Origin of the sequence: Streptomyces sp. B21-105 (genome assembly GCF_036898465.1) — a bacterium.
In the GTDB taxonomy this organism is placed as follows: Bacteria; Actinomycetota; Actinomycetes; order Streptomycetales; family Streptomycetaceae; genus Streptomyces.
This window is the reverse complement of the sequence record NZ_JARUMJ010000001.1, coordinates 6,636,616-6,650,561: the sequence shown is the minus strand read 5'-3', so window position 1 is coordinate 6,650,561 and position 13,946 is coordinate 6,636,616. Positions and strand designations below refer to the sequence as shown.

Genomic DNA, 13,946 nt, shown 5'->3' with positions numbered 1-13,946 from the left:
TTCCATGGGTGGGGGGAACTGCGTTTTTCCTGGGGGGAGTCACCACGTCCTCAGGGTGAGGACGTGGTCTTCTCCGGCGATCAGGTCGAGCATTCGGGGATCGCCGGAGGAAGTCCGGACTTCGACGCGGTGCGTGCGGTGCGGTGTGAGGACCGCCCGGGCGCCGTCGGGGCCCCAGGTCAGGTCGAGTTCGGCGCCGAACCGGGTGCGCACGCCGCGCAGTTCGCCCGCCGGGAGCGCCGGGGGCACCGCCGGCAGCAGCACCAGCCGGTCGGGGGTGGAATGGACGAGCGCCTCGATCAGCACGGCGGGCAGCGTGTGCGCGGCGTCGGCGTTGTAGACGTCGCGGCGCGGGTAGTGGGCGCTCATCAGGGAGTCGTGGAAGAAGTCGCCGTCGAGGACCGCTCCCAGGGCGTTCGCGACCCGCCGGCCGTCCCGGAGGCGGGCGGCGATCAGCGCGTGGTGCAGGTGGCCGTGCGCGGAGTCGTTCTCGGCGCCGCGCAGCTCCAGGGCGCGGTGTGCGGCGGCGGCCTGCCGCGGGGTGTCGTAGGGGTTGATCTCGTCGAGGGGCCAGACGCCGTAGAGGTGGCTGAGGTGGCGGTGGTCGTAGGAGTCGTCGAGGCCGGGCCAGGCCCATTCGGCGAGCGCTCCGTCGGCGTTGGTGCGGTGCGGCGGGAGACGGTCGGCGAGGGCCCGCCAGCGGTTCGCCTCCTCGGGGGCGTCGGGGTGGTAGTCGGCCGCGGTGAGGAGCGCGTGCCGGGCGGCGGAGAGGTCCATGGCCGCGTTCAGCGCGCCCCAGCCGCCGTTCGCGGGCCGGTTCTCCGGCGAGTAGGAGGGGACGACGACGATCCGGCCGTCCGGGTCGGTGCGGGTGAGGAAGTCCTCGTAGAAGCGGGCGGTCTCGCCGAGGGCGGCGGCAGTGCGCGGGTCGCGGGCGCCGCGGGTCTCGTCGTGGTCGACGAGGGGTTTGAGCAGCCAGTCGGCGCCGGCGGTCCACAGGTGGAGCGGGTACTCGCGGCTGAAGTGGTACGTCAGCCCCGACTCGCCGTCGGTGTGCGCGGGCGCGACCGCGCCCCGGGTCCCGAACACGGCGCGGGCGTTGGTCCGCCAGTCGTCGAGCTGACGGTAGATCAGGGATGCCAGGGCTTCGGTGACTTCGGGGAGGGCGGCGGCCGCGGCCGATGCGGTCTGGAGGTTGACGTTGGCGTCGTTGGTGAACGCCCCTGACCAGGCGGTGTCCCAGTCGCCGGTCCACAGGCCGGGCAGGCGGGGCGGGTTCAGGCCGGAGGAGGACAGGAGGTGGTAGCGGCCGGCGGCGAAGAGCCGCTCGAGGAGGGCCGGACTGCGCGGGCGGCCGAGCAGTTCGGAGCCGGTCAGGGCGCGTTCGGCGGGGTCGGCGCGCAGGTCGAGGGTGACGCGGCGGTAGGCGGTGCGATGCCGGGCCAGGTGGCGTTCGAGCAGGTCGTCGTAGGAGTGCGGCAGCCGGCCGAGGGCGCGCTGCTCCGCGAGGACGTCGAGTTCGCCGGTGTGCCGGCGCACCCGGGTCAGCAGCAGCACCGACGTGGCGCCGATGACCCGCACTCCGGGCAGGGTGAGCTCGGTGCGGCCGCCGGTGGCCACGACGAGGGTGACGCCGGTGTAGGCGCGGTCGCTGTCCGGGTAGCGGGCGCGCAGCGTGAGCAGGGCCCCGGTCGTCGTGCGGACGGCGCCGTGGCCCACGGCGAGGCCGGCGGGAACGCCGGGGAGCCGGTGGTCGAGCGCTATGTCCAGGTCGGGTCCGGTGACCTGATGGACGATCACGTCGTCGGCGCGGGAGACGAACAGCCGGCCGGTGGCGCCCGCGCGGGTCGCGGCGGTCTCACCGGTGGTGAAGTCGACGGACCGCAGGTGTCCGCTGTGTCCGCGGTCGGGGCGCTCGCGGCGCGGCTTGTCCGAGGGCGTGCGGCGCACCCGGATCCGGAAGGCCGGGTGGAAGGGCTGGACCCACCGCAGCGGGCGGTGGTCGGTGAAGCTCTCGGCGGCCGTCGTCTCGCCGGCGAGCAACTTGTCCTGCAGCGCCGGGAGTTCGTCGGCCAGCTGGGGAGGCCTCGCGTGTTCGGAGCCGTTGGGGCGGACCAGGGTGTGATGGGTGACGACGACACGTTCGTCGTACGGGTCGCCGAACACGAGGGCGCCGTGCCGGCCGTTGCCGCTGAGGAAGGCGTCCTCCCAGCGGGTCGCGGGCCGGCGCTCCCACGTTCCGTGCACCGGGCCGTCGCCGCCGCCGAAGCCGGGCGGGACGGAAGAGGCCGATGGGGCGGGCGAAGTCGGCGGGGCGGTCGGGCCGGACGAGGCGGTCGGGCCGGACGAGGCGGTCGGGCCGGGCGAGGCGGTCATGGGCGCAGCACCGCCACGCCGTAGCGGCCCAGTCGGACCTCGTCCGTGACCGTCGTACCGGTCAGCAGGTCGTGGTGGGTGCCCGCGAGAGAGACCGTCACGGGCTCGCGGCCGTGGTGGAGCAGGAAGAGCAGGTCGCCGCGGCGGACGGCCTCGACGCCGGGCGGGAGGCCTTCGAGGACGGGCCGCACGCCTGCCTCGGCGGCGATCCGGGCGAGCAGCGTGCGGAAGGCGTCGCGCTCGGGGAGCGTGGACAGGTACCAGGCGCCGTCCCGGCGCAGGACGGCCGGCATCCCCTCGAGCTCGCCCCGCCGGTAGACGGCCTCGACGCGGGCGTCGGCGGCCGGCTCCAGTTCCTCGGACCACAGGGTGCCGTCGAAGCCGTCGGTCTCGACGGTCTCCCCCGCGTCCAGCGGCCACCACTCGTGCAGGACGCGGATGCCGAACAGCTCGCGCAGCCGGGCGTCCATGCCGCCGTCCCGTACCCGGTCGTCCTCGTCGGCGACGCCGGTCAGGAACCCGCTGACGAGGACCCCGCCGCCGCGGACGTAGCCGAGGAGGTTGTCGATCGCCGCGTCCGTGAGGGCGTACAGCTGCGGGACGAGGACCATCCGGTAGCCGGACAGGTCGTGCTCGGGGTGGGCGAAGTCGGCGGTGAGGTTGTTCTCCCAGAGGGCGCGGTGCCAGGCGGTGAGGACGGCCGGCAGGTCGACCTCGGTGGACGGACGGGCGTCCTGGGCGCCGGCCCACCAGGCGTGCCAGTCGTGCAGCACGGCGACCTCGGCGGTGATGTGCCGGTCGGCCGCGTGCGGGCCGAGTTTCGCGAGGTCGGCGCCGAGCTGCTTGACCTCCTGGAAGGTGCGGCCCTCCTCGCCCGCGTGGCTGACCATCCCGGAGTGGAACTTCTCCGCGCCCTGGCGGGACTGCCGCCACTGGAAGTAGCAGACGGCGTCCGCGCCGCGGGCCACCGCCTGCAGGGACCACAGCCGGTTCATGCCGCGCGGCTTGGGGTGGTTGACGCCGCGCCAGTTGACCGGTCCGGCGGCCTGCTCCATCAGCATCCAGGGTCCGCGTGCCTGGGAGCGGGTCATGTCCTGGACCATGGCGGCGTACTGGGCGCCGAACGGGTCGCGGGGGTCGGGGTAGAGGTCGACGGAGACGACGTCCTCCTCCTCGGCCCAGCGCCAGGCGTCCTGGCCGATCCACAGCGGCATGAAGTTGGTGGTGACCGGCAGGTGCGGGGTGTGCCGGGCGACGATGTCGCGTTCGGCGCGGTAGCACTCCAGGAGCATGTCGGAGGTGAACCGCCGGAAGTCCAGCACCTGCGTCGGATTCTTCAGGTAGTGCGGGGTGCGCGGCGGCAGAATGCCGTCCCAGGTGTCGTAGTCCTGGGACCAGAACGCCGTGCCCCAGGCGGTGTTGAGGGCGTCGAGGGTGCGGTACTTCTCGCGCAGCCAGCGGCGGAACGCGGCGGCGGCCTCGTCGCCGTGGTCGAAGGTGCAGTACTCGTTGTTGATGTGCCACATGGTGAGGGCGGGGTGGCCGCCGTAGCGGGCGGCCAGGTCCTCGGTGATGGCGGCGGCGTAACGGCGGTAGGCGGCGCTGGAGTGCGAGAAGTGCTGGCGGCCGCCCCACCACTCGACGCGGCCGTCCTCGGTGCGGGGCAGGGTCTCCGGGTGCAGCCGGCCCATCCAGGGCGGCGGCGAGGAGGTGGGGGTGGCGAGGACGACACCGATGCCGCTGTCGTGCAGCAGGTCCATCAGGGTGTCCAGCCAGCCGAACTCCCGTGCCCCCGGCTCGGGTTCGAGCCGGGACCAGGAGAAGACGCCGAGCGTGACGGAGTTGACGCCGGCGTCCCGCATCAGCCGGACGTCCTCGTGCCAGGTCTTCTCGGGCCACTGTTCGGGGTTGTAGTCGCCGCCGAAGAGGATCCGGCCGCGGGTGGCGTCGCCCAGGTTCGGCATCAGACGGGCTCCCCGTACTGGATGCCCCGGCCGTTGGTGGCGATGTAGACGCGGCCGTACTGGCGCGGGTCGGCGGCGATGGTCGCGCCGATCCAGCCCCACTGGTGCCGGTCGTCGTTGATCCGCACCCAGGTCCGCGCGCCGTCGTCGGAGCGGTACACGGCGGTGACCGTCTCCGTCGAGCCGACCATGTAGATCGCCGGGTACGCGGCGCCGGCGGCGGCCTTGCCGAAGGCGAGGGTGTAGGAGGCCCAGCAGCTGGTCAGCTTGGTGAAGGTCGCCCCGCCGTCGGTGGACCGGTACAGCCCGTTCCACTTGGTGCTCAGCCACAGGTCGCCGGACCGGCCCGGGGCCGCGGCCAGCTGGAACTGGCTGTCGCCGGACGGCAGTCCGCTCGCCCGCCCGGTGAACGTGAGACCGCGGTCGGTGCTGGCGAACAGGGTGCCGGTGTCGGTGTCGTACGCGTAGAAGCGCGTCGGGTCGGCCGGGTCGGCGAGCGGGGTGGCGCCCTTGGGGAAGGAGGCGACCTCGGACCAGGTCGCGCCGTTGTCGGTGGAGCGCTGCGCGGGGTACTTGGTGCCGTCCCAGTGCACGAAGGACCACAGCAGCACGCTGCCGTCGCTGTTGGTCGCGATCGGCCCGGGGGCGTCCTTGGCGATCGCGGGCTGGGTCGCGAAGGGCGCCCAGGTCTTCCCGCCGTCGTGGGAGTACGCGCCGTTGCCGTGGTCGCCGAAGCCGGTGCGCACGACGTACGAGGGCCTGGCCGCGGCCTGGGCGAGGCCCGTCGTCGAACCGAACACGGGGTTGGCCGCCATGCCGCGGGAGGGGGAGGCCGTGAGCCGGTCGTGGTACATCACGCCGACGTCCCCGAGGCCGCTGATCAGGTGCGCGGTCCCGGTCGGGGGCGAGATCAGCTGGCGTACGGAGGTCTCCTCCAGGCCGCGGATCTGCGGGGCCCAGTGCTTCAGGTCCCGGGTGCCGTAGAGGGTGGCGCCGGTGCCGTACACGACGTGCTTCGAGTCGTACGGGTCGACGGCGAGGGCCTGGATCCACCAGCCGAACTTGGGCTCGTCGGCGCCGAAGGTGAGAAACGGCGTCTCGGACACGTCGAGGACCGCGGAGTCCTTGAGGGATTTCCAGGTGCGACCGCCGTTCGTGGTCCGGAACAGGGTGTCGACGGCCGACCAGCGGTTGTTCGTGGAGACGACGACGGTGCCGGGGCGCCGGGCGTCGACGGCGGCGCCGCCGTAGGCGAACGAGTCCCGTCCTCCGTCGCTCGTCGTGCCGCCCGGCACGACGGGGGTGACGTCGGTCCATCTGCCGGTGGCCGTGGCCAGCTTGTGCACGCTGCCGTCGGACTGCCCGTTGGGGCCGGGCGCGTCGGCGTACGTCACGTACAGCTCACGGGTATGGCAGTCGTACGCGGCCCGGATCGGCACCTTGGCGTTCGTGCCGGCAGGCTGCCCGGGGACGGCCTGCCAGGTGCTGCCGTCGGTCGTGCGGTACAGGTTGGCCGCCCGGCCGTCGGAGTCGCCCCAGCCCGCGTAGAGGGCGCGACCGGCGGCGACGAGGAGCGTGACGCCCTGCCCGGTGGCGGACGGCGTCGCGGGGAACCCGGACGCGGCCGCCCAGGTCGCGCCCCGGTCGGTCGACTTCAGCAGGCCGTCGTGGCGGGTGCCCAGCCACAGGGTGTCGCTGTCGCAGGGGTCGACCAGCAGCCGCTCGCCCGTGCCCCGGCCGTCCTCGTTGCCGCCGAGCTTCACGGTCAGGTCGGTGCGGGCCCAGGTGGCGCCGCGGTCCTCGGAGCGCAGGACCGCGCCGTTGCCGGCCCAGGACTGGGCGTAGGTGCCGAGGGCGAGGTAGAGACGGTCGGGGTGCGCGGGGTCGACGGCGATGGCCTCCACGCCGAGCAGGTTCCAGTCGTCCCAGCCGAGGTGGTCGGTGAGGGGGGTCCAGCGGGCGGTCCGGTCGTCCCAGCGGTAGGCGCCGCCGATGTCCGTGCGGGCGTAGGCGAGTCCGCGCACGGCGGGGTGGAAGAGGACGCCGGTGACGAATCCGGTGCCGCCGATGACGGCGTTGCGCCAGCGGTAGGCGGGGGCGGCGGCGCCTTCGGCCGCTTCTGCGCGCCCCTGCACCGCCGGGAGTGCGGTGAGCGCGGCGGCGGCAGCGGTGCCGGCGAGGACGGTGCGGCGGCTGAGCGGGGAGACGGACATGGGGTACCTCGCAGGGTGGGTGTCTCGGTTCGGGGGGCTGCCGGGGGCTCGGTTCGGGGGATGCCGGGGGGACCGGCCCCGTGGGAAGGGTGTCGGGCGCGGAGCTGCGGCGGCGTGCGGTTTCGGGCTCACGGGGTGTGGGGGGCGCCGCCGGGCGCGCGGGGCTGTGGCGGTGTGCGGCTCCAGACCCACGGGACGTGTGGGGGGTCCCGGATCGGAGGGCCCTCGGTGAGGAGAGGCGCCCCCGGGCGGGGACTGTGGCGGTGTGCGGCTCCGCCGTGTGGGCGCGGCCGGCCCCGGATTGGCGCCGCCGGCACACGGGCCGGTCGCTCGGGCTGTGTGACGGCAACCGCCCCGGCCGGACGGGGTGGAGCCGCCGGCGTCGCGACCGGAAAGGTGCACCCGCTCGCGACCCCGGCACGGCGCTAGCCCTTCACCGCGCCGGTGAGCATGCCCTTCTTGAAGTGTTTCTGGACGAACGGGGAGAGCACGGCCACCGGCAGCAACGCCATCACCATGACGGCCATCTGCACGGCCAGGGCCGACAGTTGCCCCGTCTTGATGGCCTGCCCCATCCCGACCGGCGCTTCCTGCTTCTGCACCAGCTGGATCATGACGTTCTGCAGCGGCATCATGTCCTGGTCGTTCAGGTACAGCGACGCGTTGAACCAGGCGCTCCAGTAGCCGACGGCGTAGAAGAGCGTGATGACGGCCAGCACCGCCCGCGAGAGCGGCATGACGATCTGCCACAGGATGCGGAACTCGCCGGCGCCGTCGATGCGGGCGCTGTCGATGAGCTCCGGCGAGATGCCCGTGAAGAACCCGCGCAGGACCAGGATGTTGAACACGCTGATCGCGCTCGGCAGGATCAGCGCGAGGTAGGTGTCCGTCAGGCCCAGGGACTGCACCAGCAGGTAGGTCGGGATCAGGCCGGCGCTGAAGAACATCGTCGCCAGCAGGATCATCAGGATCCATCGGTGTCCGAGCGAGCCCGAGCGGGAGAGCCCGTAGGCGCACAGCACGGACACGCTCATCGAGAAGAGCGTGCCGACGAGGGTGATCAGGACGCTGACGACCGCGGCCCGGGTGACCTGGCCACCGCTGAGCAGCTCCCGGTAGGCGATGAGGGTGATGCCCTTGGGCACCATCACCAGGCCGCCCGCCTCGTCGATGGTCTTGCGGGAGGAGAGGCTGGTGACGAGGACGATCCACAACGGGAAGAGGATCGCCAGGCAGGCGAAGGACAGGGCGATGCCCTTGCCGGCGAGACCGGCCCTGCTGGGCTGCTCCTCCCATACGGGCCGCGGGGGCGCGGCCCACCGGCCGGGCGTGCGCGCCGGCTTGTCGATGACGGCGGTCATTTCTTGTACACCCCCTGCTCGCCCATCAGGTGGGCCACCTTGTTCGCGACGAGCACCAGGCCGAGGCTGATGACGCCCTTGATCAGTCCGGCGGCGGCCGCATAGCCGAAGTCCTGGTTGCGGACGCCGTTCCACCACACGAAGGTGTCGAGCACTTCCGACGCCCCTGGTCCCACCGCGTCGCGCTGCAAGAGGATCTGTTCGAAGCCGACCGTCAGCGCGTCGCCCACCCGCAGCACCAGGAGCAGCGCGATCACCGGCCGCAGGGCGGGCAGCGTCACGTGCCACATGCGGCGCCAGCGGTTGGCGCCGTCCATCGCGGCGGCCTCGTAGAGGTCCGGGTTGACGGAGGCCAGCGCGGCGAGGAAGACGATGATGCCCCAGCCGGCGTCCTTCCAGACGCTCTGCGCGGTGATCAGGAACTTGAAGGTGTCCGGGTCGGTCATGATGTCGATGCCGTCGTACCCGTGCATCCGCAGCAGCTGCGAGAGGATTCCCGCGCCGCCGAACAGCTGCTGGAAGACGGCGATGACCAGCACCCACGAGAAGAAGTGCGGCAGGTAGAGGATCGCCTGCGACACCGCCCGCACCCGGGGCCGGACCACGCTGTTGATGAGCAGCGCGAGCAGGATCGGGATGGGGAAGTACAGGACGAGCTGGAGGAAGAACAGCAACAGTGTGTTCTGGACGGCGCTCCAGAACGCGGAGTCCTCGAAGAGCCGCTGGAAGTTCTCCAGGCCCACCCAGGGACTGTGCAGGATGGAGACGACGCCGTTGTCGCTGACGTAGGGGTCGTAGTCCTGGAAGGCGACCACGTTGCCGAGGATCGGCACGTAGTTGAAGAGCAGGACCAGCAGCACCGCGGGCAGGGTCATCAGAAGCAGGACGCGGTCGCGCCGGAATCTGATCCGCAGACTCAGCTTGCCGGAGGTCCGCGCCTTCCCCGGTCCGGCGGCGTCACCGGACGCCGCCGGAGTCTTCCGCTCCTCGTCGGCCTCGGCCCTGCTCCGAGGCACCGTGCTGTTCGACACGGCCGTTCTCCTTGCCCCGGTCCTGGTCAGCTCGCCGCCGAGCCGTTGTCGTCGAGCACCTTGCGGTACCAGTCGCGCAGCTGGTCGCCGCCCTTCTTCTTCCAGTCGGCGACCGCCTGCTGCATGTCGCTGATCTTCTTGCGGCCGCGGACGATGTCGTCCTCCAGCTGCTCGAAGTCGTTGGAGAGGTTGGTCCAGCGGGTGGGCTCGGTGATCTGCATGCCGTAGAAGGCCGACTTCTTGGTGAAGGCGCCCATCCGCTGCTGCCACTCGACCTGGCCCTTGGCGATGTCCGGGAAGTCGGGGTGCGCGATGGTCGCGGCCGGGCTCGCGATCATTATGAAGGCGTTGGCGACCTCCTGGTTGCCCTTGTCGTTCTTGACGGGCACCCCGTCCTTGACGGTGTAGTGCGTGCCCTCGACCCCGTAGTTGGTGAGCATGTACTCCTTGGTGCCGTACGGGGCGGCGGTGACGTTGGCGACGGCCAGCACGTCACGGATGACCGACTCGGAGGCCTTCTTGTTGACGAAGGCGAAGATGTTGGCCGGCTGGGTGGCGTAGATCGCCGGGTCGGCGCCGCCGTGACCGAAGATGTCCATGCCCCAGATCTGGAAGTCGGGGTTCTGCGTGGCCTGCGAGGCCTGCTGCCCGTACCAGCTGGAGATGTCGTTGTTGTAGATCAGGAACTCGCCGGCCGCGAACTTGGTGCTCGGGTCGACGGCCTGGCTCTTGCCCAGCTTGAAGTCGGGGTGCACGTAGCCGGCGGCGAACAGCTTGCGGGCCCACTCCAGCGCTTCGAGGTAGGCGTCCAGCTCGACGCGGTAGACCAGCTTGTCGTCCTGGAGGATCCAGCCGAGCGGCTTCTCCTGGCCGGACGGCACCCCGAAGCTGTTCCACGCGGTCCACTTCATGTCGCCGCAGGCCCAGACCTTGGCCTTGGCGTTGGTGATCTCCTTGGCCAGCGCGGTGAACTCGTCCGTCGTCTTCGGGACCTCGTAGCCGTGCTTCTCGAAGAGGTCCTTGCGGTAGAAGGGGACGATGTTCGGCACGTACGAGGACGGCATCGGCAGACCGCGCAGCTTGCCGCCGAAGATCGCGCGCTGCCAGGCGTCCGTCGGGATCGCCGCGAGGTTCGGGTACTCCTTGACCTTGTCCCCGGACAGGTAGGGGCCAAGGTCGGCGAACTTGCTGAGGATGGCGCTGGGTATCTTGCCGCCCATGTTCCAGCCGGGGACGACCACCACGTCCGGCACGTTGCTGGAGGCGAGGACCGCGCCGAGCTTCTGGTCGTAGGTGTTGCCGTCCTGGTTCTGCCAGACGACGTCGACGCCGGTGAGGCTGTTCATCGCCGTGTAGTAGGGGTTGTCGCCCTTCGGCGGCGAGCCCCAGAACGGCGACATGACCGTGACCTTGCCGCCCTTGCCGAGCGTCTTCGGCACGGAGGTCTTCAGGGTCGCGAGGTCGAGCTTGCTGGTGAAGCCGACCGCGGAACCGTTCTTGGACGGGATGTCCGGCGTGACCACGCCGGCGGCCACGAAGGCGGGCAGGATCTTCTTCGCGGCCTTGCCCGACGTGGTCCCCTCGCGTGAGTCGCCGTCCGACCCGCCGCAGGCGGCGAGCAGCGGCATCCCGCCGGCCACCGCTGCGGTGGCGACCGCCGTGGAGGCGAGGAAGCTTCTCCGGCTCGGTCCGGAGGAGGCGGAAGCGGCGTTCGGCGTCATTGCGTCAACCCTTCATGGCGCACCAGGACACCCGGCGGTGGCCGTCGGCTGCGGTGTCTCGAGTGGAACTGGGGAGCCGAAGCGGTTCCTGCGGCCCCCTGTGCTGGGGCTTTCCAGTCGAAGCGCTTCGATGTTGCTGCGAGGTTAAGTGAACACTGCAGGGTGCACAAGGGTCGTCCCCAAGTTTCCTCCGAGGTATCGGGGGTGACCTGTTCGTATGCACCGCTTGAAATAAGCGTGAGGTCCCCTTGACACCCACCGGTATGGCGAATGAGCATCGAAGCGCTTCGAAAGAGCCAGCTCGCTCCATCGCAAAGGGAACCCCACGTGACCGCACACCCGCCGCACACGCCGCCTTTCCGCGATCCGCGGCTGCCGTTCGCGAAGCGCATCGACGACCTGCTGTCCCGGCTGACCCTGGACGAGAAGGTCTCCTTCCTGCACCAGTTCGCCCCGGCCGTCGAGCGGCTCGGCGTGGCCGCGTTCCGCACCGGCCAGGAGGCGCTGCACGGCGTCGCGTGGATGGGCCCGGCGACGGTGTTCCCGCAGGCCGTGGGGTTGGGCGCGACCTGGAACACCGAGCTGGTGCGCCGGGTCGGCGAGGCCGTGTCCAGGGAGGTCCGGGCCATGCGCGCCCTCGACGAGCGCGTCGGTCTCAACGTCTGGGCCCCCACCGTGAACCTGCTGCGCCACCCGCTGTGGGGCCGCAACGAGGAGGGCTACTCGGAGGACCCGAAGCTGACCTCGGCCATCGCCACGGCGTACACCCACGGCCTGCGCGGAGACCATCCGACGTACTGGCGCACGGCTCCCGTCCTCAAGCACTGGCTGGCGCACAACAACGAGACGGACCGGGCCGTCACCTCGTCCTCGGTGCGCCCCCGGGTGCTGCACGAGTACGATCTGCGCGCCTTCCGCGACACCGTCGAGGCGGGCGCGGTGGCGGGTGTGATGCCCGCGTACAACCTGGTCAACGGCCGCCCCAACCACGTCTCGCCGTATCTGCGCGAGCAGCTGCGGGCCTGGACCGACGAGGAGCTGCTGGTCTGCTCGGACGCGGGCGCGCCGTCCAACCTGGTCGACTGCGAGCACTACTTCGACACCCACGAGGAGGCGACGGCGGCCTCGCTGCTGGCCGGCGTGGACAGCTTCACCGACCACGGCACCGACGGCTCGAAGATCGTCGCCCGGGTCAGGGGCGCTCTGGAGCAGGGCCTGCTGACGGAGGCCGACGTCGACGGGGCGGTCCGCCGTCAGCTGTCGGTCCGCTTCCGGCTCGGCGAGTTCGACCCGCAGGACGACCCGCACGCGGGGACCGGCGCGTTCGACACCCCGGCGCACCGCGCGCTCGCCGGCGAGGCCGCCGAGCAGGCGGTCGTGCTGCTGCGCAACGACGGCGTGCTGCCGCTGGCCGCCGACACCCGGATCGCGGTGGTCGGACTGCTCGCCGACGAGTGCAAGGTCGACTGGTACAGCGGCACCCCGATCCACCGCTCCACCCCGCTGGAGGGGCTGTACGAGCGGTTCGGCGCCGAGCGGGTCGAGTTCGCCGAGGGGGTGGACCGGGTCCTGCTGAAGACCTCGGCCGGCACGTTCCTGAAGGTCCCCGCCGCGCCCGAGGCCTCCGACGAGGTGCGCGGCGCCGAGGGCGCCCTCGACCCGGCGCTGCTGGCCGGCCGCACCGACCTGCCGCCGCTGACCGCGGACGCCGCCGGCACCGAGCTGGCGCTGGTGGACTGGGGCGAGGGCGTGCTCACGCTGCGCGCCCCCGACGGCCGCTACCTCTCGGTCGCCGAGGACGGCCTGCTGCGCGCCTCCGCCGACCAGCCCGGCGGCTGGGTCGTGCAGGAGACGTTCCGCCTGGAGCCTCACGGAAACGGTCACCTCCTGCTGCACCTGGGCACGGGTCGTCACGTGTGTGTCGCCGCCGACGGTGTGCGGGTTGCCGGACCGGACGGGGAGACCGGGGCGGATCCCGAGGTCTTCGAGCTCATCGTCGTCGAATCCGGCGAAAGCGCAGTGACCCGGGTCACGGCCGGGGCCGACGTGGTCGTGGTGGTGGCCGGCAACGACCCGCACATCAACGGCCGGGAGACCGAGGACCGCACCACCCTGCGCCTGCCGCCCCACCAGGAGCGGCTGCTGGCGGCGGCCCGGGCGGCGAACGCGCGCACGGTGCTGGTGCTGGTGTCGGCGTACCCGTACGCGTTCGAGCCGGGACCGCTGGCCGCGGCGCTGTGGACGGCGCACGGCGGCCAGGCCGCGGGCACCGCCCTGGCGCGCGTCCTGGCGGGCGACGTCTCCCCGGCCGGCCGCCTCCCGCAGACCTGGTACGCCGACGACACGGACCTGCCCGACCTGCTGGACTACGACGTGATCGGCGCCCGGCAGACCTACCTCTACTTCGAGGGCGTCCCGCTGTTCCCGTTCGGGCACGGCCTGTCGTACGCGTCGTTCTCGTACGCCGATCTCACGGTGCGCGTGGCGGACGGGCGGGCGCATGTCGCCTGCACGGTGACCAACACCGGCGACCTGACGGCCGACGAGGTCGTCCAGCTCTACACCCGCGCCGTAGACCCGTCGGCCGTCCGCCCGCGCCGTGAGCTGCTCGACTGCCGCCGGATCACCCTGGCCCCCGGCGCGCGTACGCCGGTCGCCTTCGACGTGCCGCTGTCCGCCTTCGCCTTCTGGGACGTGGCGCGGGGCAGTCTGCGCCTGGAGGCGGGCCCGTACGAGCTCCTGGTCGGCGCGTCCAGCGAGGACGTCCGGCTGCGCACGACCGCCGTTCTCGACGGTGAGCCGTCGGCGCCGCGGGCGGTGCGCGCGGACGGACTCGCGGCGGCCGACTTCGACGAGCAGAGCGGGACCGAGATCGTCGACCGCACGAAGGAGTCGGGCGACGCGGTGACGCCGGCCGGCCGCGGGACGGGCGAACTGCTCTACCGCGCCTGCGACTTCGGCACGGGAGCGGGGGGCGCCGGCGCGGGCACGGGTGCACCTGGGGTGACGGGCGTGACGGTGACGGTGTCCGGCGAGGGCACCGTGGAGCTCTCCCTGGACGGCGGTCCGGTGCTGGCCACGGTGACGCTCCGGGCGCCCACGCCGGGCCCGTACGACTACGTCACGCTGGACGCGCCCTTCGTCGCCGACGGCGTCCACGACCTGCGCCTCGGACTGCGCGGCCCGCTGCGGCTCGCGCACGTCGGCTTCTCCGGTTGAGGGTCCGGACGAGGCCGGCACGAAGAAGGGGCCCGGCGCCGGAAGGCATCGGCGCCGGGCC

At 72.2% G+C, this 13,946-nt stretch carries 7 protein-coding genes; 1 reads left to right on the top strand and 6 read right to left on the bottom strand.

The window, feature by feature from the left end; translation table 11 throughout:
• Positions 1-39: 39 nt before the first annotated feature.
• The 6 genes from QA802_RS30110 to QA802_RS30085 all read right to left on the bottom strand — a co-directional run bounded on the left by QA802_RS30110 (position 40) and on the right by QA802_RS30085 (position 10,666).
• Positions 40-2,376 (bottom strand): glycosyl hydrolase family 95 catalytic domain-containing protein, encoded by a 2,337-nt coding sequence (locus QA802_RS30110; protein ID WP_334529053.1) that lies wholly within the window; start codon positions 2,374-2,376, stop codon positions 40-42.
• Entirely contained in the window at positions 2,373-4,340 is a 1,968-nt protein-coding gene (locus QA802_RS30105; RefSeq protein WP_334529050.1) for a beta-galactosidase, read from the bottom strand. Before QA802_RS30105 ends, QA802_RS30110 begins: the two co-directional genes overlap by 4 nt.
• Positions 4,340-6,553 carry a 1,4-beta-glucanase gene (locus QA802_RS30100; RefSeq protein ID WP_334529047.1) on the bottom strand — a complete coding sequence of 738 codons (2,214 nt, stop codon included), beginning with the start codon at positions 6,551-6,553 and terminating at the stop codon, positions 4,340-4,342. The genes QA802_RS30105 and QA802_RS30100 overlap by 1 nt, the downstream gene beginning before the upstream one ends.
• A gap of 425 nt (positions 6,554-6,978) precedes the next feature.
• Positions 6,979-7,914: a carbohydrate ABC transporter permease gene (locus QA802_RS30095; protein ID WP_334529044.1), complete on the bottom strand. Its 936-nt coding sequence runs from the start codon at positions 7,912-7,914 to the stop codon at positions 6,979-6,981.
• Positions 7,911-8,945 (bottom strand): ABC transporter permease, encoded by a 1,035-nt coding sequence (locus QA802_RS30090; protein WP_334529041.1) that lies wholly within the window; start codon positions 8,943-8,945, stop codon positions 7,911-7,913. The genes QA802_RS30095 and QA802_RS30090 overlap by 4 nt, the downstream gene beginning before the upstream one ends.
• 26 nt (positions 8,946-8,971) lie before the next feature.
• Complete coding sequence (locus QA802_RS30085; RefSeq protein WP_334529038.1) at positions 8,972-10,666, bottom strand: extracellular solute-binding protein; 1,695 nt, start codon at positions 10,664-10,666, stop codon at positions 8,972-8,974.
• Positions 10,667-10,993: 327 nt separating this feature from the next.
• Between QA802_RS30085 and QA802_RS30080 the strand changes: the two genes are divergently transcribed.
• On the top strand, positions 10,994-13,885 hold the full coding sequence (locus QA802_RS30080) for a glycoside hydrolase family 3 C-terminal domain-containing protein (protein WP_334529035.1): 2,892 nt from the start codon (positions 10,994-10,996) through the stop codon (positions 13,883-13,885).
• The last annotated feature ends 61 nt before the right edge of the window (positions 13,886-13,946 follow it).

Excerpts from the sequence above, each read along its gene's own strand:
- QA802_RS30110 (WP_334529053.1), bottom strand. The coding sequence starts at position 2,376 with ATGACCGCCTCGCCCGGCCCGACCGCCTCGTCCGGCCCGACCGCCTCG.
- QA802_RS30095 (WP_334529044.1), bottom strand. The coding sequence starts at position 7,914 with ATGACCGCCGTCATCGACAAGCCGGCGCGCACGCCCGGCCGGTGGGCC.
- QA802_RS30085 (WP_334529038.1), bottom strand. The coding sequence starts at position 10,666 with ATGACGCCGAACGCCGCTTCCGCCTCCTCCGGACCGAGCCGGAGAAGC.
- QA802_RS30100 (WP_334529047.1), bottom strand. The coding sequence starts at position 6,553 with ATGTCCGTCTCCCCGCTCAGCCGCCGCACCGTCCTCGCCGGCACCGCT.
- QA802_RS30105 (WP_334529050.1), bottom strand. The coding sequence starts at position 4,340 with ATGCCGAACCTGGGCGACGCCACCCGCGGCCGGATCCTCTTCGGCGGC.